Below are 22,948 nucleotides of genomic sequence, written 5' to 3'. Positions count from 1 at the left end.
CGTCATGTCATCCACCGACAAGGCCGGAGACACGGCTGACACCGGCCTCGACCGGCTGCGTGAGGAGATCACCGCGTATCTGACGGCGCAGGCGGGGCATCTGGCCGACTCGCTCGGCAACCGCATGTCGAGCCTCACCGACGACCTGAACAACGCGGCCGTGAACGGTGGCACTCTCGGGTCGGTCGCCTCCCGTGTGATGGGCGGCGGGGACTCGCCGGTCAAGGCGCTCGTCGCGGAGAAGGCGAAGGACGCGAAGGACAAGACGGTGGGCAAAGTGAAGGACCTGGTCGGCGCGGGTGGCGGCGAGGGCGGGAGCAAGAGCGACACCAAGGTCACGAACATCGTCGAGGTGCTCGACATCGGTGTGCCCCTGCGCACCGCGTACGACAACTGGTGCGAGTTCGAGGAGTTCGGCACCTACATGAAGGGTGTACGTAACGTCTCCCGCAAGGAGGACACCACCTCCGACTGGAAGGTGAAGGTCGGCCCGTCGACACGCGGCTGGGAGGCCACCGTCGAGGAGCAGATACCCGACGACCGCATCGTCTGGTCCTCGCAGGGCTCCAAAGGCAGCACCCGTGGCGCGGTCTCCTTCCACGAGCTGGGCCCGACGCTGACCCGCATCGTGGTGGTGGTCGAGTACACGCCTTCGGGCTTCTTCGAGAAGACCGGCAACCTCTGGCGCGCACAGGGCCGCCGCCTGCGCCTGGACCTCAAGCACTTCCAGCGGTACGTGACACTCAACGCCGACGAGGACGTCGAGGGCTGGCGCGGCGAGATCCGTGACAGCGAGGTGGTCCTCAGCCACGAGGACGCCCTGGAGCAGGAGGAACAGGAGTCCGGAGACGAAGGCGAAGAGGACGAGTACGACGAGGAAGACGCCTACGACGAGGACGAGGAAGAAGAGGAAGAGGAAGAGGAGGACTGACCGGCATGCGGCTCCCGGTCACCCGGCCCGACACCACGACCCCCTGCGGCTACGGTCCCGCCCCGCCAACCTCCCCGACAACTGCGCGAGCAGCACGGCATCGCTCCGGAGGACTGAACCCCGCCCTCGGGCTGCTGGGAGCGCTCCTCCCTCGCGAGTGAACCGATGCCGCCTCAGGCGGACGACCGACGCCCGTCACGACGCCTGTTGAGCGGCGGAGGCACGCATGAAGGCGGCCGGGGGCCGCTACGTCTGGCCGGATTGAGCGTGCTGGGCGCTTGACCTGGAGGTATGCCTCATCTGTGACCCTCCCAGGTCCCCAGAGCCACCCCTCACGTCCGAAGGCTCCGGGGAAGGCCCGGGAACGGTAACCCCGGATGCGCGTTTAGGCCGTGCCGTGCCCGGAACCCGGGCGAGGCTGTCCGTACGTTCCGCATCTGAGGAGTTCCCATGGCCCTGGTCGCCGACTTCGTCGTCGAACGCCTGCGGGAGTGGGGTGTCAACCGCGCGTACGGCTACCCGGGGGATGGCATCAACGCCCTGGTCGGGGCGTTCGACCGTGCTGACGACGATCCGAAGTTCGTCCAGGCACGGCACGAGGAGATGGCTGCCTTCATGGCCGGCGGGCACGCGAAGTTCACCGGGGAGGTGGGCTGCTGCGTGGCCACCTCGGGCCCGGGCGCGGTGCACCTGCTGAACGGCCTGTACGACGCCAAGATGGACCACCAGCCCGTTGTCGCGGTGGTCGGTCAGCAGAAGACACTGTGCCTGGGTTCGCACTACCAGCAGGAGATCGCGCTGGAGAACCTGTTCGCAGACGTCTCCGAGTTCTGTCAGATGATCGTGAACCCGGCACAGGCCCGGCACGTGATCGACCGCGCGTTCAAGACCGCGCTCACTACCCGCAGCGTCGCGACGATCATCCTGCCCGAAGACGTCTCCCAGTCGGAGGCCGTCCCCTCGCCGCCCAGGTCGCACGGCGCGGTCTACTCCAGCGTGGGCTGGTCCCAGCCACGCGTGCTCCCCGACGAGAACGAACTGCGGAAAGCCGCCAGGATCCTCAACGAAGGAGAGAAGGTGGCGATCCTTGTTGGCCAGGGCGCCGCGAACGCCGAGGACGAGGTGGTGGAGACCGCCGAACTGCTCGGCGCGGGTGTGGCGAAGGCCCTTCTGGGCCGGGAGGCGCTGCCGGACGACCTGCCGTTCGTCACCGGCCCGATCGGCCTGCTGGGTTCGAAACCCAGCGACCAGATGATCAAGGGCTGCGACACCCTTTTCATGATCGGCTCCAGCTTCCCGTACGCGGAGTGGCTGCCCGCCGAGGGAACGGTCAAGGGGGTGGAGATCGACATCGACGGGCGGATGATCGGCATCCGCTACCCGATGGACGCCCACGTGGTCGGCGACGCCAAGGAGACCCTGACCGCACTCCTGCCGCTGCTGCGGCGCAAAGAGGACCGCAGCTGGCGCGAGAAGATCGAGAAGAGCGTCCGCGAGTGGAACACGGTGCTCGGCAAGCGTGCCGCGCAGCACTTCGACGGAAAGATCAATCCGCAGTCCGTCGCCCAGGAGCTGTCCGAACGGCTGCCGGACCGGGCGCTGGTGACCGCCGACTCCGGTTCCGGTACCAACTGGTGGGCCCGTCACCTGAAGCTGCGCCGCGGCATGCAGGCCTCGCTGTCCGGCACGCTGGCGACGATGGGACCGGGCGTCCCGTACGCGATCGCCGCGCGCTTCGCCCATCCGGACCGGCCGGTGGTCGCCTTCGTCGGTGACGGCGCGTTCCAGATGAACGGCATGAACGAGATGATCACTGTCAAACGGTACGCGCAGGAGCTGGCAGGCGAGGCGCCGTTCGTCTTCTGCGTCTTCAACAACCAGGATCTGAACCAGGTCACCTGGGAGCAACGAGCGATGGCGGGTGATCCGAAGTTCGAGGGCTCGCAGCACCTCCCCGACTTCCCCTATGCGAAGTACGCGGAGCTGGTCGGCCTCAGGGGCATCTACTGCGACGACCCGAAGAAGGTCGGCGAGGCGTGGGAGGAGGCGCTGGCGAGCGACCGGCCGGTGGTGCTGGAGTTCGTGGTCGACCCGGACATCGCTCCGATCCCCCCGCACATCAAGGCGGAGCAGGGCAAGAAGGCAGCGAAGGCGATGGTCAGCGACCCGGACAACCTGGGCATTGCCAAGCGTGGAGTGCGGCAGAAGCTCAGCGAATACGCAGAGCACCTGCCGGGCCGGGGGCGGTGAACCCTCGGGCCTTGGGCAGGGGAGCGAACGCCGCGTCGAGGTGCCGGTGCCGGTGCCGTGGCCCGCGGCACCGGCACCTGCCACGGCAGCGGCGTCCCGTCGGCCATCTGTGCGGGGCCTCGGCCGGCCCCTGTCGTAACGCCTGTTGAGTGGGGGAGGCAACACGAAGACGGCCGAGGTCGCCACCCCCCACAGGAGAGACCCCGGCCGTCGTCGTGTTCACGGACGCACCTACCAGCAGCGGCCCGCACTCCACTCAGCGCCGCCCCGCCGGAATGTGTTACGCCCCACTCTTCCGCTCACTCCTGCGGACTACTCCCGGGTCCGGCATGGACGCGGGCACTGACTTGGCCGTAGCGTGCATCCATCGCGTCGGCCCAGGTCGGTGCGGAGTGCGTGAGAACCGGTACGACGGCGCCCGGCCAGGGGTGTCGGGCAGACGCATCGCGACGTCGCGGAGTGGACGAGGACTTAGGGCGTGCAGGGGGACGACGCAGAGCTGACGGCTGCGGTGCGCGCGGCGCAGGAGGGCGACGAATGCGCCTTCCGCACGGTGTACCGGACAGTCCAGCCACGCCTGCTCGGGTACGTGCGCACCCTGGTTCCGGACGCCGACGCCGAGGACATCGCTTCGGAGGCGTGGCTGCAAATCGCCCGTGACATCAGCAACTTCTCCGGTGATGCCGACCGATTCCGGGGCTGGACGGCACGGATCGCCCGCAACCGGGCACTCGACCACATCCGGATGCGCGGCCGGCGCCCGGCCGTCGGCGGCGACGAGAGCGAACTCGTCGCGATGGCCGGCGGCGCCGACACCGCCGACGAGGCGATGGAGTCGCTGGGCACCGGACACACCATGCGGATCATCTCCCGGCTGCCGCGGGACCAGGCCGAGGCGGTGGTTCTACGCGTGGTGATGGGTCTGGACGCCAAGAGCGCCGCGGAGGTGCTCGGTAAGCGTCCGGGAGCCGTGCGCACCGCCGCCCACCGCGGGCTGCGCCGGCTCGCCGAACTCCTGGAGGCCGACGGTATGAACGGCGCGACGCCCGCCGGCGGGCCCGGAGACGAGGGCGGCCCGGGCGGTGCCGGGGATGAGCCGAACGGGCGGGGCGTACCACCTGCTCCCCGCCGTCCGCCGGAGCGCGAGACGGCACGCGGTGTGACGCCCGAGGCCGCGCGAACGCTGAGGGAAACGTGATGCCCGACGACCGGTACCAGTGGCTGGACGAGGAGGCCGCGGAGCGACTGCTGCGCGGTCTGCCGGCCGACGGGCGCGACGGAACGCCCGGTTCCGCGGCGGGTGAAGCGCGCGCGGAGAACGGTGAGACCACCGCGACCGAGCTCGCCGACGCCCTGAGGGCACTGAGTGCCGAGTCGGCCGGAGCAGCCGCCCGCACCGCCCCCGGTGAGTCGCTGAGCGGCGAGGACGCCGCCGTGGCGGCCTTCCGCGCCGCCCAGACCGGCGTGCTGCGCAGCGGCTCCGTCGGCGGAAGCGCCGCCGGACGCGGCGGCCGGGTGCGCACCTTCCTGTCCGCTGTGACCGGGCGCCCGGTCAGTGCCGGACTCGCCGCCGTGCTCGCCGCCTGCGCGCTCGGCGGAGTGGCCGTCGCGGCGGGTACGGGCGTCCTGCCCACGCCGTTCGGTGCGGGCGGCGGCGGCTCGCCGTCACCTTCAGTGAGCACCTCGCCCACCGGCACCGCCGGAGAAGGCCACGGCGGTGCCACCGGAGGCCACGGTTCGCGGAGCCCTGGCCCCGGGCCGTCCGGTGACGCCTCGCCGAGCGGTCCGGGCGGAACCGGCGGCCGGGACGGCGACGGCGGCCCGTCCGCCACCGGAGGCCCCACCGACCTGGACGGGATGTTCGGGGACGGCGGACTCACCGGCGCGGAGAAGAAGACGATCGCGCTTGCACTGTGCGATCTCTACGAGCGGGGAGCCCTCGACGCCGCAGACCGGCGGACGCTGGAGGAGGCGGCGGGCGGCGCCCAGCAGGTGCGCGCCCTGTGCGACAGCCTCGGCGGCGGAGCGACGGACGACGGCGTCGTCGGTGAAGGCGGCGACGGCGACGGGGTCGTGGGCGGCGTCGGCGACGGTGGCACCGAGGGCGGCGACGGCGGCGAGGGCGGCGAGGGCGGCGAGGGCGAGCCCGGCAGCGGTGGCACGCCCGGCACGGGAGACCCCGGAGACATTGGTGGCACCGACGGCGGCGACGGCGGTGAAGGCGGCGACGGTGGTGAAGGCGGCGACGGCGGTGAAGGCGGTGACGGTGGCGACGGTGGTGAAGGTGGCGACGGCGGTGAAGGCGGCGAGGTCACCGGTGGCGCTGGCTCACCCACGCCCAGCCCCTCGCTCGACCCCACGCCCCCGGCCGTCTCCACGCCCTCGGCCGCTTCGTAGCGACCGCTCGCCTCTCGGCCTCACGACTCCACGACCGTCGCGGTCGGCCCCCGGACACACCGCCGCGTGCGCGCGGTCCACGCGCCCGCTCGTGCGCCGGTGCAGGACCCCTCGGACGTGCGTCGACACGAACTTTCACGCCCCCGGCGAGGGGGTGTGACACTTTTCCGGGCCGCGGCGCAGTAGGGAGTGAGCCGACTGGTCATCGGCGGCGCGTCACCCCGAGGTTCCCCCCGTACCTCCGGGATCGCGCATCGGCGCGGGTGGGGCACGTTCCCCCGGCCCCACCCGCGCCCTCTCTTTTCGGGCGGTCGCCCGGGATCACCTCCCGGGCGACCGCCCCTCTCTTCGGCCCCGACCCCATCCGCCCGCTCGCCGCGAACGGCGTTCAGCGGGCATGCTGTGAGAAAGCCCCGGCCCCTGGTTCCCTCACCGTCGGCGCGACCGCCGCTACAGTCCGTGTCCTCGCTCTTTCCTGGCGCGACGTACTCCGGAGGCAGTCCATGGCACGCCACTCTGAGTCCGGCCGGCCCATCGAAACGGTGTACGGCCCGGATGCGCTGCGGGACTGGGGCGCCGCCGAGAAGCTGGGGGAGCCCGGCGCGTACCCGTTCACCCGAGGCGTCTACCCGTCGATGTACACGGGGCGTCCGTGGACGATGCGGCAGTACGCCGGGTTCGGCACCGCGACCGAGTCGAACGCGCGCTACAAGCAGCTCATCGAGCACGGCACGACGGGCCTGTCCGTGGCCTTCGACCTGCCGACGCAGATGGGCCACGACTCCGACGCGCCGATCGCCCACGGCGAGGTCGGCAAGGTCGGCGTGGCCATCGACTCGGTCGACGACATGCGCGTCCTCTTCGACGGCATCCCGCTGGGCGAGGTGTCCACGTCGATGACCATCAACGCCCCGGCCGCCCTCCTGCTGCTGCTCTACCAGCTGGTCGCGGAGGAGCAGGGCGTCGATCCCGCCCGGCTGACCGGCACCATCCAGAACGACGTGCTCAAGGAGTACATCGCCCGCGGCACGTACATCTTCCCGCCGAAGCCGAGCCTCCGGCTGATCGCGGACATCTTCCGCTACTGCAGGGCCGAGCTCCCGCGGTGGAACACCATCTCGATCTCCGGCTACCACATGGCGGAGGCCGGCGCGACGCCCGCGCAGGAGATCGCGTTCACGCTCGCCGACGGCATCCAGTACGTGCGCACCGCCGTCGCCGCCGGGATGGACGTGGACGACTTCGCGCCGCGCCTGTCGTTCTTCTTCGTCGCGCGGACGACGATCCTCGAGGAGGTCGCCAAGTTCCGCGCCGCGCGCCGGATCTGGGCGCGGGTGATGAAGGAGGAGTTCGGCGCCAGGAACCCGAAGTCGCTGATGCTCCGCTTCCACACCCAGACCGCGGGCGTGCAGCTCACCGCGCAGCAGCCGGAGGTGAACCTCGCGCGGGTCACCGTGCAGGGTCTGGCAGCGGTGCTCGGCGGCACCCAGTCGCTGCACACCAACGCCTTCGACGAGGCCATCGCGCTGCCCACCGACAAGTCCGCCCGGCTGGCGCTGCGCACCCAGCAGGTGCTCGCCTACGAGACGGACGTGACCGCCACCGTCGACCCGTTCGCCGGCTCCTACGCCGTGGAGTCGATGACCGACGACGTGGAGGCCGCGGCGCTGGAGCTGATGGAGCAGGTCGAGCAGCGCGGCGGCGCGGTCGAGGCCATCGAGCAGGGCTTCCAGAAGAACCAGATCGAGCGCAGCGCGTACGCCGTGGCGCAGGAGCAGGAGTCCGGCGCGCGCGTCGTCGTCGGCGTCAACCGCTTCGCCGGTGCTCAGGAGGAGCCGTACGAGCCTCTGCGGGTGGACCCGGCGATCGAGCGGCAGCAGGCGGACCGGTTGTCCAGGCTGCGCGCCGAACGCGACCAGCGCGGCGTCGACGCGGCGCTCGACGGGCTGCGGAAGGCCGCCGAGGGCGGCGACAACGTGCTGTACCCGATGAAGGACGCCCTGCGCGCGCGGGCCACCGTCGGCGAGGTCTGCAACCTGCTGCGCGAGGTGTGGGGCGCCTACGTGCCCAGCGACGTCTTCTGATCACGGGAGGCACTTCGCGGGGTGGGGCGATGCTGTGGCGGGGGCGGCCGGAGCGGTCCCCTCCTGATCCGTTCCGGCCGTCCCCGGCGCTGTGGCGGCCCGAGCGGGAGCTCGCAGGACATCCCGCTCGGACCGCCGTCGTGACGGTCGGTCAGGTGATGGTGGGGATGGCCGCCGTGCGCCGCGGCTCACCACCTGACCGGCCGGGCATCAATCCGCGACCGGCCCGTCCCGTTCGTCCCCGGCGGTCGCGTGGTTGTGCTCGCGTCCCATGCCGGGGAGCTTGACGTGTGCGCGATCATCCGGTCAACGACGTGGACACTCTGTTAAATAAGAACCTGTGTGAACGGCGCATGACACCGCGAGAGGCGCGGTGGGCGAGGATGTCAGGTCCTAAACTGTTCACGGGACGAGGCGGGCCGCAGGTCCCGGGCGCACCCGGCGGTAACATGCGGGCCACCCCCCACACGCCTCACGTCCGATGGAGGCAACGCAGTGCTCCCCACCGACGAGACCGCGAAACCCGGGGCACCCGGTGCCTCCGGACCGGGGCGACCGGGCCGGACGGAGCCCCCCGGACAGCAGGGTGGGTCGGGGCAGCCCGGCCGCCCGAACGGCGCCCTGCACGCCGCGCTGCGTGACGGGCCCTTCGAGAGCGCTCTGGACACCGCCATCCGCGCCAGCGGACTGAGTATGGAACGCATCCAGCGCCGTCTTGCCGACCGCGGTGTCGAGGTCAGCATCACCGCCCTCAGCTACTGGCGGCGCGGCCGCAGCCGCCCCGAGCGTCCGCAGTCCCGGCGGGCCGTCCGACTCCTGGAGGAACTCCTCGCGCTCCCGACCGACTCCCTGGTCGCCCTCCTCGGCCCGCAGCGTCCCCGAGGCCGCTGGACGGGCCGCGCGGACACCAGCCTCGCCCCCACGCGGCTGTGGCAGGGGTACCAGTCGCTGTCCGGCCTGCTGCACGACGTGGGCAACACCGACGACGGGCTCTCCCGCGTCGCCGTGCACGAGCGCTTCGAGATCGACGCTCAGGGCGCCGAGTCCCGCTGGACGGCCTGTCTGGTGCTGCGTGCGGAACGGGACGACGTGGACCGCTGCGTCGTGATCAGCCGCGGAGACGAGCCGGGCCGCCCGCTCCCCGACCTGGTGGACGTGCGCAACGCCCGCCCCGGCCGGGTGCGGAGCGACCCGGACGTGCCGATCACCGTCACCGAGTTGCTCCTCGACCGCGTGCTGTCCAAGGGGGAGACCGCAGTCGTCGAGTACACCACGGCGTACCCGACCAGCGGGCGCGCCACCGACGAGTGCGGGCGCGGCTTCCGCACCCCCGCGGCGCTCTACACCCTCGAGGTCACCTTCCACCCGGACCGGGTGCCGGTCCGCTGCTACCGCTGTGCCGGGACCGCCGCCACCGGTTCGCTTCCGGTCGTCGGCCCGGTCTGGATCAGTCCCCGCGGCCGGGCCCACATGGTCGTCCAGGACGCGGCGCCCGGCTTCCACTCGCTGCGCTGGGAGTGGGACTGACACTGGGCCCGCGCCGCGGCTGGCGTGCCCCCGGAGCTCTTTCGTATGACTTTTCTTCGCGACCCCTTGAATAAGTAGTACCTAGCGCGTAACTTCCCGTTCCGGTCTTCGCCAGGGAGTTCGAAGTACGGAGTTTCGTCATGGAAGCAATCGAGCCGGTCTACGGCACGGCGACGCTGCTGCTCATCGCGGCGGGCGCGGTCGCTCTGCTGCTGTTCCTGATCATGAAGGTGAAGCTGCACGCCTTCGTCGCCCTCGTCGGCGTCAGCGTCGTCACCGCCCTCGCCGTCGGCTTCCCGATGGCCGACATCCCCGACGTGCTGATGTTCGGCTTCGCCGACACCATCGGCTCGGTGGCGATCCTCGTCGCCTTCGGCGTGATGCTCGGACGGCTGCTCGAGGTCACCGGCGGCGCCCAAGTGCTCGCCGACACCCTCATCAACCGCTTCGGGGAGAAGCGCGCGCCGCTCGCACTGGGTGTCGCCGCGCTGCTGTTCGGCTTCCCGATCTTCTTCGACGCCGGACTGGTCGTGTTCCTGCCGATCATCCTCACCGTCGCGCGCCGCTTCGGCGGCTCGCTGCTGTTCTACGCGCTCCCCGCCGCCGGCGCCTTCGCCGCGATGCACGCCATCGTGCCGCCGCACCCCGGCCCGGTTGCCGCGACCGAGCAGCTGCGCGGCGACATCGGCGTCACGCTGCTCGTCGGCATCCCGGTCGCCGTCGTCGCCTGGTACGTGGGCGTCTACCTGGTCTCCCGCTGGCTCGGCAAGCGCGTCTACGTCTCCGTCTCCGACGTGGTCTTCGGCCAGGCCCGCGACGCGCACGGCCGTACCGCCGAACAGCGCGCGGAAGCCGGTGAGAACGAGGGCAAGGGCGCGGGCGCGGGCACGTCCAAGAGCGACGGCGCCGACGCCCCGGCGCTCGGCCACCGGCCGCCGGCCTTCGGCACCGTGCTGCTCCTGCTGCTCATCCCGCTGGTGCTGATCTCCTTCGACACCGTGCTGGACACCCTGGGCGCGGCAGGCGTGCTGGACGCGGACTCCGGCCTCCCGGCGTTCCTCAGCCTGCTCGGCAACACCACGGTCGCGCTGCTGATCACCGTGGTCGCCGCGATCCTCATGCTCGGCCGCCCCCGCACCTCGATGGCCGGTGTGCGCGGCATTGTCGACGAGGCGCTCGGCCCGATCTGCGCGATCATCCTGATCACCGGCGCGGGCGGCATGTTCGGAGGCGTCCTGGAACTCAGCGGCATCGGCGACGCGCTCAGCAACTCGCTGTCGGACCTGGGCATCTCCCTGATCCTCCAGGCGTTCATCATCGCCACACTGCTGCGCGTCGCACAGGGCTCGGCCACCGTCGCCCTCACCACCACCGGCGGCCTCATCGCGAGCGCGGTGAACGACGCCAACCTGGGCGACTTCCAGATCGCGCTGCTCGTCGTCGCGATCGCGGCCGGCGCAACCGTCCTCTCACACGTCAACGACTCCGGCTTCTGGCTGGTCAGCCGCTTCTTCGGGATGGACGAGAAGACCACCCTGAAGACGTGGACGGTCATGGAGACGACGCTCGGTCTGTCGGCGTTCGTCATCGCGCTCGGCCTGTGGGCCGTGTTCTGACGGCACCGCCCCGCCAGGCACCCGGGCCGACCCGACCCCTCCCGGGACGGCCCGGGTCCCGCCGTTTCCGCGGTGGGACCTCCGGAGCGGCCTACGGCGCGAGCACGTCCAGCTCGGCCATCGCGCCGACGGTGATCTCCTTGGTGAGCTGCTCCGCACGCTCCGGATCCCGGGTCCGCACCGCCTCCGCGACCTGCACGTGCAGCGTGACGGCCGCCGGGTCCGGATCGGTGAACATGACGTCGTGCTCGGTCCGGCCGGTCAGCACCGCCGCCACCACGTCGCCCAGCCGGGCGAACATCTCGTTCCGCGACGCCCGCAGCACCACCCGGTGGAAGGCGATGTCGTGCACCAGATACCCGTCGAGCTGCTGGCCTCGGGAGGTGGCGACCATTCCCATCGCCTGCTCGGTCAGCTCCGCGCACTCCTCCGGCGTCGCGTACTGCGCCGCGAGCCGCGCGGCGGCCGGTTCCACGGCACAGCGCAGGATGGTCAGCGAACGTAGCTGCCGCCCCCGGTCCGCGCCCTGGAGACGCCAGGTGATCACCTGCGGGTCGAACACGTCCCAGGACTCGGTGGGGAGTACGGTGACGCCGACCCTGCGGCGCGACTGCACCAGATGCATGGACTCCAGGACCCGTATCGCCTCGCGCATCACCGTCCGGGAGACCTCGAACCGCTGCTCCAGCTCGTCGGTGCGCAGCACGCTGCCGGGCGGGTAGTCACCTCCGGTGATGGCCGGCCCCAAGCTGGCCAACACCTTTGCATGCAGACCCTGCCGCTGATTCTCCATGCCCCTCAGGTTACGGTGCCCGCTTCCGAAATATGTATGACTTTTAAGCCGCATGGCCTTGAATACGTAGCACTTTTCGACTTGGCTGTACGCGGTACCGAGAAGAGCGAGGTTGTACAGATGTCCGCACCCCGGGTCGTGGTCGTCATGGGCGTGTCCGGCACCGGCAAGTCCACCGTCGGCGCCCTGCTCGCCCAGGAGATCGGCGTCCCGTACGCCGAGGCCGACGACTTCCACCCGCCGGCGAACATCCAGAAGATGTCGGCCGGAACCCCCCTCGACGACGCCGACCGGGCGCCCTGGCTCGACGCCATCGGCGCCTGGGCGCGCACCCGCACCGGTCACGGCCCGGGCCTGCAGGGCGTCGTCAGCTGCTCGGCCCTCAAACGCAACTACCGCGACCGGCTGCGCGCCGCCGCCGACGGCCTCTACTTCCTCCACCTCGACGGCGACCGCGAACTGATCGCCGGCCGTCTCTCCGGCCGTCACGGCCACTTCATGCCCGGCGCCCTGCTGGACTCCCAGTACGCCGCCCTGGAACCGCTGGAACCGGCCGAGGACGGCATCCGCCTCGACGTCACGGCCACGCCGGAGGAACTGGTCGCCGCGACCGTGCGGGCGCTGCGCGCCACCCAGGCCGAGACCGGCTGAACCCTGCCCCGGCCCCCTGCCCCGCCGGCTCCGCCCGCCGCGCATCGCGCCGGCGGCGCGCGTCAGCCGAGGCGCCGCCGCACGCGCCGGGCGACCCGCCGCACCGCGGCGTTCCGCGGGAGGAACGCCAGGGGTGCCGGGACCGCCCCCGGCAGGGCGAGCGACGTCAGCCGCCGCCGCTTGAAGTACCGCCACGTCCCCGCGTCCAGCCGCGTCGCCAGATAGCGCTCCGCCTCCGGCCGCAGCGCAGGGTGGATCTGCGCCTGCATGCAGAACCCCACAGCCCGGACCAGCGCCGCGACCGCCTCGCCCTCACCGGGGCCCGGTGCACGCCAGGCGCGCACCGCCTCCGCGTCGGCCAGGTCCGGCAGCAGCGCGTCCACCAGCGTCACCGGCACCCGGTTGCTGTTCTGGTACGGCGCCAGCCGGTCCAGCAGCACGTCGGTACCCGTCCGGGCCACCGGCAGCCCGTACACGGTCGCCGCCGTCAGCAGCGCCGTGGAGAAGCAGCCGACGACGAGCGCCGGACGCAGCCGCTCGTACAGCACCTCCGCGAGCACCGGCTCGTCCCGTACGCGCAGCTGCACGCCCAGCTCCCCGGCCTCCTTCTCCAGCGTGCGCGAGTAGCGGGCGGGTGCGACCGGGTGCGGCTTGAACACCACGCTGCGGTGACCGAGCCCGGCCGCGCCGCGCAGCATCCGCACGTGCAGCCGCTCCTCCTCCTCGTCGGTGAGGATGCCCAGCGCCGCCAGGTACTGGCCGAGCAGCAGCGCCGGGGCGCCCTCCGGCGGCTCCCCTGGGGCCGGGTCGTCGTCCGGCAGCTCCCGCAGCACCGACCGGAACGCGTCCGTCGGCACGACCTCCGGCTCCACCCCGAACTCCGTGAGCAGCAGCGGCCGCAGCCCCGGCACCAGATCCAGATGCAGCAGCCGCCGCACCCGCGAACCGACCAGCGGGTCGAGCTTGTTGCGGGTGGGGCCGTAGCTCATCAGGCCGTCGGCGTAGACGTCGATCGGCGCGTCCGGGAAGAGCTGCGCCACGGCCAGCGCCGGATGCACCTGGATCGACTCCAGCACGAGTTCCACGGCGTCCTGCCGCTGGTCCTCGCCCAACCCCCACAGCATGCGCAGATGCCGCTCCCACAGCGGCGCGTCGTCCGGGCGGGGCGTCCAGCCGCCGGGGTGGAACGGGCGGATCGCGTCGTTCCACGACACCACGCGGTCGAACCGGCCGCGCAGCCGCGCGAAGCCCGTCATCCGGTCAGGCGACGGCGCCGTCTCCGGATTCGGCGCGTTGTTGCTGACCAGCAGCAGCCGCCGGTCCGCCGGCCCGAAGCACCCCGCGTCCAGCGCGGCGGCCAGCGTCGCCGCGCCGTACAGCGTCGAGACGAAGAAGATCTGTGTACGCGTGGGGGCCGTCATCGGGCCGCCACCTCCCGGGAGTCGACCGGCCTGCGCCGGAGCCTGCGCAGGCGCGTCGCGCGCTGCACGTCCATCGAGTCCAGCGCCTCGTCCAGCACGTCGGCGGGCATCCGGCGCAGCGCGGCCGCGCTCTTCCGCCGCAGCGTGCGGGCGACGTGCGGCTCGAACCGTCCGCTGGTCAGGTGGTGGGAGATGATCGCGCAGTACGTGCGCACCGCCTTGGGCAGCAGCACGTCCGCGTCCCGGTCCCGCGCGGTCTCCTCGACGACCTGGTCGAAGGCGCGCAGGAAGTCCAGCTGCCGCACGTCGCCGATCTGCGTCAGCGACGAGGCGACACCGCGCCGGTAGAAGACGCCCAGCAGCCCCACCACCGCGAACGAGGCCGCCTCCCGATGCAGCCGCCAGATCCACGGGCGGTCCTCGGCCGTCCGTAGCCCGTCGGTGAAGTGCAGCAGCCCGTCGTCCAGCAGCCGGCGGTGGTAGATCCCCGCCCAGGCGTACGCGTAGTCGACGGACGTGGAACGTTCGGCCGGCAGTATCGCCGCGCGCGGGTCGGTCACCACGCCGCGACGGCCGTGCGGCACACGCGCGAGCGTACGGGCGCGCGCCGTGCACTGCACGTGGTCGGTCCGCAGGAAGTCGCAGCCCAGCGTGCTGATCGCGTCGACCAGCTCGCGGTAGTAGCCGGGCGCCAGCCAGTCGTCGCCGTCCAGGAACGTGACGTAGCGGCCCGTGGCCGCGTCCAGGCCGGTGTTGCGCGCGGTCGCCAGGCCGCCGTTCTTCTCGTGCCGGATCAGGACGGTGCCGGGAATTTCTCTTTCCGCGCGTTCCAGAATCTCCGGAGTGGCGTCGGTGGAACAGTCGTCGACCAGAATGAACTCGTAATCAGCCCGCGCGTTGTCGCGCAGACTTCTCAGAGTGTCCGGGGCGTACGACTGCACGTTGAAGAACGGCACGATGACGGAAAGCTCAACCACTCTCGAGACGCTATGCGGCCACCCCGGCATTCGTCGTGACCTGCACCGTACGTCAAGGTGAACTCCGGGCGGCGGAATGGTGAACCACGGGCCCGGGCGCGCCGGTTGGCCATTCGGCGGCCCGCTGTTCACCGGGTGTTGGCCATGCGTTGGGCCGTGAATCGAAACGGCTTCCTAGCGTCGTTCACGTGCCATCCCGAATTCCTTCCCACCCGCTGTCGGCCGGGCGCGTCGCCGTACTCGCCGATTCGGACACCCGCTGGAAATGGGGCGCGCTGACCGCGCGGCGCCTCGCCCCGGACGCCCGGATCGACGGTCTGCTGCTGCGCGGCCGCGCGACCCCGACCCCGCGTCAGCTCGCGGAGGTCGGCGTCGCGACCGACACGCTCCGCGAGGTGACCGGCGCGCAGTTCGTACGCGCCGCCCTGCGCGGGGACGAGCCGTACGACGTGGTGGTCCTCGCCTGCGTGGGTGGAGCCGTGCAGGCGATGCTGCACGGGCTGGCGCGCGCCGCCGCCGAACCGGTCGGGTCTCCGGCCGCGCGCCGGCCCGTGCTGGTCACGGGATACGTCGGCATCGTCTACGAGAAGCTCGCCGACGGCCTGCTGCTCCGCCACGGCGCCGACCTGGTGCTGGCCAACTCCCGCCACGACGCAGAACGGTTCCGTGACGTCTACCGGGGCGTCGGCGCCGACGCGGGCGGCGTCGTCGAGTGCGCGCTCCCCTTCCTCGCGGGCACGCCCGGCGACAGCGCCACCTCCGACACGGCGGGCGCCACCGGCCCGCCCGCCGGAGGCCGACCCTTCACCGTCACCTTCGCCGTGCAGCCGTCCGTGCCCGACAACCGGGCCGACCGCGCGTACCTGCTGCGCCGGGCCGCCGAACACGCCCGCGCCCACCCCGCACGCGAGGTCCTGATCAAGCTCCGCAGCAGGCCCGGCGAGCACACCACGCACATCGAGGAGCAGCCGTACCAGAAGCTCGCCGCCCGCGTGCCCGGCGGCCTGCCCGCCAACTGCCGCCTCGTCTACGGCCACATGGGCGACGTGCTGGACCGTACGGACCTCCTCGTCACCGTCAGCTCCACGGCCGCGCTGGAGTCCCTGCACCGCTGTGTCCCCACCGCGGTCCTCACCGACCTCGGCGTGCGTGAAGCCCTCGGCAACCACCACTTCCTCGGCTCCGGCTGCCTCGCCTCCTGGGACGAACTCGACGCCGGCCACCTGCCCGAGTCCGATCCGGAGTGGACCGCCCGCCAGGGCGTCCGCCCCGACGGCGGCTACGACGCCGCGTTCGACGCCGCCCGCGCCCGCGTCGCCGAACTCGCCTCCGCACCCGAACTCCCGCTGCCCGCGCCGTACTACACGCCCGTCACCGCGCCCGGCTACCTGCCGCGCATCCTCGCCCGCTACGGCTTCCGTCCCGACGGCACTCCGCGCCCCGGCGCCGACCTCGGCGCCTCCGGCGCCGCGAACGGCCTCCGCGCCGCGCTGCGCACCGCCGTCCGCGAGGCCGCCCGCGGCGCGTACCGGCACGGCGTGCAGCGCGTCGCCCCCGTCATCCGCCGCATGGGGGACCTGTGACCGGCACCCACGCCACCACCCCGCACGTCCGGACCGCCGGGCACGTCCAGGCCCCACCGCACGACCAGGCCGCACCGGCCGCGAAGGGAACCACCACCATGGCCGTACCGCAGCCGCACGGCGGCGCCGCCACCGCACCGCGCGTGCTCGCCGTCATCCCCGCCCGCGGCGGCTCCAAGGGCGTGCCCGCGAAGAACCTCGCCGAGGTCGGCGGCCTGCCGCTCGTCGCTCGCGCCGTCCGCGCCTGCCTCGACGCCCCGCTGGTCACCGACGTGGCCGTCTCCACCGACGACCCCGGCATCGCCGCCGCCGCGTCCGCCGCCGGCGCCGAGATCGTCGAGCGCCCCGCCGACCTCGCCGGCGACCTCGCCACCAGCGAAGCCGCCGTCCTGCACGCCCTGGACACCCACGAGGCCCGCAACGGCCGCGCCGTCGACGTCGTGCTCCTCGTCCAGTGCACCAGCCCCTTCGTCACCGCCGACGACGTCCACGGCGTCGCCGCCGCCGTCACCGAGCGCGGCGCCGACAGCGCCCTCACCGTCGCCGCCTTCCACGGCTTCGTCTGGCGCGAGACCGTTGCCGACGACGTGGCGGCGGCCGACGGCCAGGGCGTCAACCACGACAAGGCGCACCGCCCCCGGCGCCAGGACCGCCCCCAGGACCACCTGGAGACCGGCGCCGCCTACGCCATGGACGTGGCCGGCTTCCGCAAGGCAGGCCACCGCTTCTTCGGCCGCACCGCGCTCGTGCACACCGACCCGGCCCGCGTGCTGGAGATCGACGACCCGCACGACCTCGCCCGCGCCCGCGCCCTCGCCCCGCTCCTCGACGGCGAGGCCGTTGCCGCGACGGGCGCGCCGGCCCCCACCGCGCAAGCCGTACCGCGTCGCGACGACGTCGACGCGGTCGTACTGGACTTCGACGGCACCCAGACCGACGACAGGGTGCTCGTCGACTCCGACGGACGGGAGTTCGTCGCCGTGCACCGCGGCGACGGCCTCGGCATCGCCGCGCTCCGCCGCGACGCGCTGAAGCTCCTCATCCTGTCCACGGAGGAGAACCCGGTCGTCGCCGCACGCGCCCGCAAGCTGCGGGTCCCCGTGCTGCACGGAATCGACCGGAAGGACCTCGCCCTCAAGCAGTGGTGCGAGGAACAGGGCGTCGCGCCGGAGCGCGTGCTCTACGTCGGAAACGACGTCAACGACCTGGGCTGCTTCGGCCTCGTCGGCTGGCCCGTCGCGGTCGGCAGCGCCCACGACGTCGTACGCGGTGCCGCCCGGGCGGTCACCACCGCGCCGGGAGGCGCGGGCGCGATCCGCGAGATCGCCTCGTGGATCCTCGGCCCCTCCCTGAACAACTGATCCCTTCCTCAACAGAAAGACCTCTGCCATGACTTCGCAGAACCGCCTCCGGACCCTCGGCGACAAGACCGTCGGCCCGGGCCGCCCCGTCTACGTCACCGGCGAGATCGGGATCAACCACAACGGCGACCTCGAGAACGCCTTCGCCCTCATCGACGCCGCCGTCGAAGCCGGCTGCGACGCGGTGAAGTTCCAGAAGCGCACCCCGGAGATCTGCACCCCGCGCGACCAGTGGGACATCGAGCGCGACACCCCGTGGGGCCGGATGACGTACATCGACTACCGGCACCGCGTCGAGTTCGACGAGGACGGCTACCGCGCCATCGACGCGTACTGCACCCAGCGCGGCATCCACTGGTTCGCCTCCCCGTGGGACACCGAGGCCGTCGCCTTCCTCGAGAAGTTCGACGTCCCCGCCCACAAGGTGGCGTCCGCCTCCCTCACCGACGACGAGCTGCTGCGCGCCCTGCGCGCCACCGGCCGCACCGTCATCCTCTCCACCGGCATGTCCACCCCGAAGCAGATCCGGCACGCCGTCGAGGTGCTCGGCAGCGACAACATCGTGCTCTGCCACGCCACCTCCACCTACCCGGCCAAGGCCGACGAGCTCAACCTGCGGATGATCCACACTCTGCAGGCCGAGTTCCCCAACGTCCCCATCGGCTACAGCGGCCACGAGACCGGCCTCCAGACCACCCTCGCCGCCGTCGCCCTCGGCGCCGACTTCGTCGAACGGCACATCACCCTCGACCGCGCGATGTGGGGCAGCGACCAGGCCGCCTCCGTCGAACCCGGTGGCCTCCAGCGCCTGGTGCGCGACATCCGCACCATCGAGGACTCCCTCGGCGACGGCGTCAAGAAGGTCTACGACAGCGAACTCGCCCCGATGAAGAAGCTCCGCCGCGTCAAGGGCGTCGTCGCCGAGGCCGAGGAGCAGAACGCGGACCGCGAGCCCGCCTCCGTCTGAACGGCCCCTCCCGACGTGAGAGAACGCACCGAACCCCCCGAGCCGGACCCGGCGCACGCCGTCGGGCCGGCCGGGGGGCCCGCCCCCCGGACCGATGGCACCCTCGCCTTCGTCGAGAGCCCGGTCCAGCTCCTCAACGTCCTCGAATGGGACCACGCCCACGCCCACGCCTCCCGTACGACCGGCCCCCACGCGCACACCCGTACGGCTCCCGCCGGCCCCGAACCGCTCCGCATCGTGGTCCTCCCGCCCCACGACCCCATGACCCGCGGCCAGCTCCGCCGCATGGCCGAACTCGCCCGCGACGAGGGCCACCGGGTGGACTGGACCGAGGCCCGCGGCGGCACCGGCCCGCTCAAGACCGTCGCCGCCCTCTCCCGCCCGCTGCGCCGCGCCTCCCGCGTCGTGCTCGGCGACCCCTTCTCCCGCTACGTGCAGCTCCTGCTCGCACTCACCACCGCGCCGCGCATCGTCGTGGTCGACGACGGCACCGCCACCATGGAGTTCGTTGCCCAGCTCGCCCGCGGCGACCGGCTCACCCGCTGGCACCGCACCGGGGGCGGCGGCCCGGCGGCCACCCTCTTCGCCCCGGTCTCCCGACGCGCCCGCACGCGCCTGGTGCCGTCCGCCGCCCGCCGCGTGGACCTCTTCACCGCCATGCCCGTCTCCGACGCCGCGGCCACCCTCGGCATCACCGTCCTGACGCACGACTTCGCCTGGACCCGCGCCCGCTTCGGCCCGCCCCGCCTCACCAGGGGCACCGACCTGATCGGGACCTCACTCGTCGAGACCGGCGTCGTCGACCTCGACCGCTACCTTGCCGCCGTCCGCGACCTCGCCCGCGCCCACGGCGCCACCCGCTACTTCGCCCACCGTCGCGAGAGCGCCGACAAGCTGCACCGCGTCACCGCCGAGACCGGCCTGGAGATCGTCCGCCCCGACCTCCCCCTCGAACTCGTGGCCCGCCGCGGCCCCGTCGGCCGTACCGTCCTCAGCTTCCCCTCCACCGTCGTCCACACCCTCCCCCTCGCCCTCGCCGGCACCGACGTCCGCGTCACCACCTGCGACATCGACCCCGCCTGGCTCACCCCCGGCGCCTCCCCCCGCGCCCACACCTTCCTCACCACCATCACCACCACCGCCCCCACCCCCCGCCTCCCCACCGGCCCGTGAGCGCGGGGGAGACAGCGCGAGGAGTAACAGGCGGACCCCGAGCCGTGCGCCGGGCACGTCCCCTTACTCGGTTCGGGCCATTGATCAGGCAGAACGTCAGCTTCGACTGGTGAAGACGACGTCCACCACAGTTTCGAAGGATCAAAACGCGGCGGGGAAGGAACAGGCAGCCTGGGAGCATGCACAGGCCAGTGGCGTCAGCCGCCGCCACTACGTCAGAGACCAGCGGATTCTCCTCGTCGATGACGTGTGCACCACCGGGTTTCAGCTCAACTACGTCGCCTCGCAGTTGCGCAGACAGGGCGCCGCTGACGTGCAGGGATTAGTCTTGGGTCGCTTCGCATGGGACACCCCGTAGCGCACCTGTTCCGGTGGGGTTGCATCGCCATCCTGCTCTCCGCAAGCCGCACGCTTTCGCCGCCAACCTGAGCCCGGACCAGAATGGTCCCATACCCGCGGGAGCGGAGAGCAGATCGCCTGCGTGGCCTTGGCGCCGCCTCCGCCGGGACCATCCCCACACGTGCGGGGAGCAGTCTTCGAAGGAGCCGCGCATCTTCTCGGTGATGAGGCCATCCCCGCGGGTGCCGGGGCAGACTGAGCGTTTGCCAACCTCAGTTGAGCGGGTCAAGTGCAGGGTGAGGACGGCCCGAACGAGTCTGGTGATGCGGGTGGTTGAGCATCGGAGCTTGCGCAGGAGGCGCCAGGTCTTGAGGGTGGCTATGGCCTGCTCGACGAGGGCGCGGATCTTCGCGTGCGAGTGGTTGATGGCCTTCTGACCTGCGGACAGCGCCTCCCGGCGCCCCCAGTAGGGCACCCGGATGGTGCTGCCCGAGCCCCGGTATGCCTTGTCTGCCCAGAACCCCACGCCGGCTTCGTCCAGGGCATCGATGATGCCGTGGGTTCGCGCGGCCTGGATGTCGTGGACTGCTCCGGGCAGCGCGGGCGAGGCCCACAGCAGCCGCCCCGCCGGATCGGCGATGACCGCATGAAGTTCCCCCGCTGAGCTGGACAGCCTGATACTGGGACCGATGGTCTCGGAGGAAGCAGTGCCAGGCAGTGAGCAAGAGCAACATGAGTAAGCGGTACTCCGCTGAGTTCAAGCGGGACGCGGTCGCGCTGGTCCGCTCCTCGGGCCGGAACGTGACCGTGGTGGCCCGGGAGCTCGGTGTGAGCCCGGGTGATGGAGGCTCGATTCCCTGAGAGGATCGAGTCATGACCCGTCCGTCCCCCTACCCTCCCGAGTCGTGAGCGTGCGGTCCGCATGGTCGCGGAGGTCCGCCCGAACTACCCGACCGAGTAGGCCGCGATGAGCGGTCGCCGCAAAGCTCGGAATCGGTGCGGCGGAGACCGTGCGGACCTGGGTCCGGAAAGCCCAGGTCGACGCCGGCCAGCGGCCGGGGGTCACTTCTGAAGAATCCGCCGAGATCAAGCGCCTCAAGGCCGAGAACGCCGAGCTGAAGAGGGCGAACGAGATTCTCAACATCCCGCCCGCCGAATGCGAAGCCACCTACTACGCTCAGCACCAGCCGAAAACGGCGGCTGGAGTCAGTCTATAGAGCCTCAACCCACCCCGGAACGGTTCACTCCGGGTGCAGGAGCACGAGCGCCAGCAGCTCCCCCTGCAGGCGGGAACGCAGCTGTGGCAGCAGTGACGGCGAAATCTTCAGTGGGCGCATCTTATCCTGCGCCCACTGAAGACGACATTCAGTCATGCTCTTCTGTGGAGGGTGACCGTCGGCGTGGTGGCGCGGGAGGCCGACCAGGGTCGAGCGCGGTACCACTACTGAGGGGCCGTGTGCGGGGTACTCGGGGAAAAACGAGAGGTATACCCAACCCAGAGTGGCCGTAACCGCCTCGCAGCGTAGTTTTCGGTCGCTGGCGGGGATGAAATTTTGGTGATCAACTGTCAGTCGCCCCATGGATGGGCCTACGCTCCGGACATGAACCAACTCCTGTCCCCGGAGCCGGCGGCAGCGGCCGTCGGCATGTCCGCACTGCCCGGAACGCTGCCGGAGTCCCTCCGTGAGGAGCTCGTCGCCTTCCGCCGCGACCTTCACATGCACCCCGAGCTCGGGCATCAGGAGTTCCGCACGACCGCCGCGATCAAGGCGCGGCTGGAGGAGGCGGGGCTGGAGCCCCGGACGCTGTCCATCGGTACGGGGCTGATCTGCGACATCGGGGGAGAGGTCGGCGGGGACGCCCTCGCGATCCGGGCGGACATCGACGCGCTGCCCATCCCGGACACCAAGGACGTGCCGTACCGGTCCACGATCGCCGACCGGGCGCACGCCTGCGGCCACGACGTGCACACCACCGTCGTGCTCGGCGCCGGGCTGGTGCTGGCGGAGCTGGCGAAGCGGGACCTGCTGCCGCGGCCCGTGCGGCTGATCTTCCAGCCGGCCGAGGAGGTGCTGCCGGGCGGCGCCACGGACGCCATGGAGTGCGGCGTGCTGGACGGCGTCGGCCGGATCATCGCCGTGCACTGCGACCCCCGTGTGGACGCCGGGAAGATCGGCCTGCGCACCGGCCCGATCACCTCCGCCTGCGACCGCCTGGAGGTGTCGCTGACCGGTCCGGGCGGCCACACCGCCAGACCGCACCTGACGACGGACCTGGTCACCGCCGCCGCGAAGCTGGTCACCGAGGTGCCCGCGCTGCTGGGCCGCCGGGTCGACGCGCGCTCCGGACTGTCCCTGACCTGGGGGCGCATCGAGTCCGGGCACGCCTGCAACGTCATCCCGCAGCGGGCGGAGCTCTCGGCGACCGTGCGCTGCCTGGACCTGCCCGCCTGGCGCGAGGCGCCCGACCTGGTGCACGCGGCGATCGACGAGGTCGCGACGCTGCACCGGGCCAAGTCGACGGTCGACTACGTGCGCGGCGTCCCGCCCGTCGTCAACGAGGTCAGGAGCACCGAGCTGCTGCGTGACGCGATGGTCGCGCGCGGCGGCGAGTACGCGGTCGAGACGACGGAGCAGAGCCTCGGCGGCGAGGACTTCTCCTGGTACCTGGAGCAGGTGCCGGGCGCCATGGCGCGGCTCGGGGTGCGGACCCCGGGGGACCGGGCCAGGCGGGACCTGCACCAGGGCGACTTCGACGCCGACGAGAAGGCGATCACCGTGGGTGTGGAGCTGTTCACCGCTGCGGCGCTGCTCAGTGCCGGACGCCTGCCGTAGCCACTCTGACCTGCACGGACGCAGAGCCCCGCCGGGGCCGTGGG

General features: G+C 71.9%; 18 protein-coding genes and 2 pseudogenes. 16 read left to right on the top strand and 4 right to left on the bottom strand.

The annotated features are described in order from the left end of the window. The first annotated feature begins 4 nt into the window (after nucleotides 1–4). The 7 genes from E4198_RS09025 to E4198_RS08995 all read left to right on the top strand — a co-directional run bounded on the left by E4198_RS09025 (nucleotide 5) and on the right by E4198_RS08995 (nucleotide 10,805). Nucleotides 5–931, top strand: a complete 927-nt coding sequence (locus tag E4198_RS09025) for an SRPBCC family protein (protein WP_136182714.1) — start codon at nucleotides 5–7, stop codon at nucleotides 929–931. A gap of 450 nt (nucleotides 932–1,381) precedes the next feature. Further along, a complete protein-coding gene (locus tag E4198_RS09020) occupies nucleotides 1,382–3,181 on the top strand; it encodes a thiamine pyrophosphate-requiring protein (RefSeq protein ID WP_136182713.1) in 1,800 nt (599 codons plus the stop codon). A gap of 478 nt (nucleotides 3,182–3,659) precedes the next feature. After that, the gene (locus E4198_RS09015) at nucleotides 3,660–4,379 is read left to right on the top strand and encodes an RNA polymerase sigma factor (RefSeq protein ID WP_136182712.1); all 720 of its coding nucleotides are present in this window, start codon (nucleotides 3,660–3,662) and stop codon (nucleotides 4,377–4,379) included. Further along, complete coding sequence (locus E4198_RS09010; protein ID WP_136182711.1) at nucleotides 4,379–5,578, top strand: hypothetical protein; 1,200 nt, start codon at nucleotides 4,379–4,381, stop codon at nucleotides 5,576–5,578. Before E4198_RS09015 ends, E4198_RS09010 begins: the two co-directional genes overlap by 1 nt. Before the next feature lie 503 nt (nucleotides 5,579–6,081). Further along, the gene (locus E4198_RS09005) at nucleotides 6,082–7,662 is read left to right on the top strand and encodes a methylmalonyl-CoA mutase family protein (RefSeq protein WP_136182710.1); all 1,581 of its coding nucleotides are present in this window, start codon (nucleotides 6,082–6,084) and stop codon (nucleotides 7,660–7,662) included. Nucleotides 7,663–8,157: 495 nt separating this feature from the next. Beyond that, nucleotides 8,158–9,189 carry a hypothetical protein gene (locus tag E4198_RS09000; RefSeq protein WP_136182709.1) on the top strand — a complete coding sequence of 344 codons (1,032 nt, stop codon included), beginning with the start codon at nucleotides 8,158–8,160 and terminating at the stop codon, nucleotides 9,187–9,189. A gap of 140 nt (nucleotides 9,190–9,329) precedes the next feature. Continuing rightward, complete coding sequence (locus E4198_RS08995) at nucleotides 9,330–10,805, top strand: GntP family permease (protein ID WP_136182708.1); 1,476 nt, start codon at nucleotides 9,330–9,332, stop codon at nucleotides 10,803–10,805. A 91-nt stretch (nucleotides 10,806–10,896) separates the two neighbouring features. Here the strand turns inward: E4198_RS08995 and E4198_RS08990 are convergent, their stop codons facing one another. Continuing rightward, nucleotides 10,897–11,598 carry an FCD domain-containing protein gene (locus E4198_RS08990; protein ID WP_136182707.1) on the bottom strand — a complete coding sequence of 234 codons (702 nt, stop codon included), beginning with the start codon at nucleotides 11,596–11,598 and terminating at the stop codon, nucleotides 10,897–10,899. Nucleotides 11,599–11,718: 120 nt separating this feature from the next. Here E4198_RS08990 and E4198_RS08985 point away from each other — a divergent pair, with 120 nt between their 5' ends. Continuing rightward, nucleotides 11,719–12,249 carry a gluconokinase gene (locus E4198_RS08985; RefSeq protein ID WP_136182706.1) on the top strand — a complete coding sequence of 177 codons (531 nt, stop codon included), beginning with the start codon at nucleotides 11,719–11,721 and terminating at the stop codon, nucleotides 12,247–12,249. Between the two features lie 62 nt (nucleotides 12,250–12,311). On the opposite strand, the gene E4198_RS08980 is transcribed toward E4198_RS08985, so the two are convergent. After that, on the bottom strand, nucleotides 12,312–13,670 hold the full coding sequence (locus E4198_RS08980; RefSeq protein ID WP_136182705.1) for a polysialyltransferase family glycosyltransferase: 1,359 nt from the start codon (nucleotides 13,668–13,670) through the stop codon (nucleotides 12,312–12,314). Further along, a complete protein-coding gene (locus E4198_RS08975) occupies nucleotides 13,667–14,647 on the bottom strand; it encodes a glycosyltransferase family 2 protein (RefSeq protein WP_136182704.1) in 981 nt (326 codons plus the stop codon). Before E4198_RS08975 ends, E4198_RS08980 begins: the two co-directional genes overlap by 4 nt. A 188-nt stretch (nucleotides 14,648–14,835) precedes the next feature. Between E4198_RS08975 and E4198_RS08970 the strand changes: the two genes are divergently transcribed. From E4198_RS08970 to E4198_RS08950, 5 genes are all read left to right on the top strand, one after another. After that, complete coding sequence (locus E4198_RS08970; protein ID WP_247597607.1) at nucleotides 14,836–16,230, top strand: DUF6716 putative glycosyltransferase; 1,395 nt, start codon at nucleotides 14,836–14,838, stop codon at nucleotides 16,228–16,230. Nucleotides 16,231–16,328: 98 nt separating this feature from the next. Then, nucleotides 16,329–17,591: an acylneuraminate cytidylyltransferase gene (locus E4198_RS08965; protein ID WP_136185277.1), complete on the top strand. Its 1,263-nt coding sequence runs from the start codon at nucleotides 16,329–16,331 to the stop codon at nucleotides 17,589–17,591. Between the two features lie 28 nt (nucleotides 17,592–17,619). After that, nucleotides 17,620–18,558 carry an N-acetylneuraminate synthase family protein gene (locus tag E4198_RS08960; RefSeq protein ID WP_136182703.1) on the top strand — a complete coding sequence of 313 codons (939 nt, stop codon included), beginning with the start codon at nucleotides 17,620–17,622 and terminating at the stop codon, nucleotides 18,556–18,558. Between the two features lie 15 nt (nucleotides 18,559–18,573). Further along, nucleotides 18,574–19,731 (top strand): hypothetical protein, encoded by a 1,158-nt coding sequence (locus tag E4198_RS08955; RefSeq protein WP_136182702.1) that lies wholly within the window; start codon nucleotides 18,574–18,576, stop codon nucleotides 19,729–19,731. Nucleotides 19,732–19,840: 109 nt separating this feature from the next. Further along, on the top strand, nucleotides 19,841–20,089 hold the full coding sequence (locus E4198_RS08950) for a phosphoribosyltransferase (RefSeq protein WP_168711403.1): 249 nt from the start codon (nucleotides 19,841–19,843) through the stop codon (nucleotides 20,087–20,089). 267 nt (nucleotides 20,090–20,356) lie between these two features. Here E4198_RS08950 and E4198_RS08945 read toward each other — a convergent pair. Further along, nucleotides 20,357–20,713, bottom strand: a pseudogene (locus E4198_RS08945) (transposase family protein); the annotation flags it as partial. A gap of 74 nt (nucleotides 20,714–20,787) precedes the next feature. On the opposite strand from E4198_RS08945, the gene E4198_RS08940 reads away from it, so the two are divergent. The 3 genes and pseudogenes from E4198_RS08940 to E4198_RS08925 all read left to right on the top strand — a co-directional run bounded on the left by E4198_RS08940 (nucleotide 20,788) and on the right by E4198_RS08925 (nucleotide 22,904). Further along, on the top strand, nucleotides 20,788–20,931 hold the full coding sequence (locus tag E4198_RS08940; RefSeq protein ID WP_168711402.1) for a transposase: 144 nt from the start codon (nucleotides 20,788–20,790) through the stop codon (nucleotides 20,929–20,931). A 12-nt stretch (nucleotides 20,932–20,943) separates the two neighbouring features. After that, nucleotides 20,944–21,209 (top strand): annotated as a pseudogene (locus E4198_RS08935) (transposase); the annotation flags it as partial. A gap of 462 nt (nucleotides 21,210–21,671) precedes the next feature. After that, nucleotides 21,672–22,904: a M20 family metallopeptidase gene (locus E4198_RS08925; protein WP_136182701.1), complete on the top strand. Its 1,233-nt coding sequence runs from the start codon at nucleotides 21,672–21,674 to the stop codon at nucleotides 22,902–22,904. Nucleotides 22,905–22,948 lie beyond the last annotated feature (44 nt).

Source organism: Streptomyces sp. RKND-216 (genome assembly GCF_004795255.1).
Taxonomy (GTDB): Bacteria; Actinomycetota; Actinomycetes; order Streptomycetales; family Streptomycetaceae; genus Streptomyces; species Streptomyces hazeniae.
Note: the sequence above shows the minus strand (reverse complement) of the source record. Positions and strands in the feature narration are given on the sequence as shown.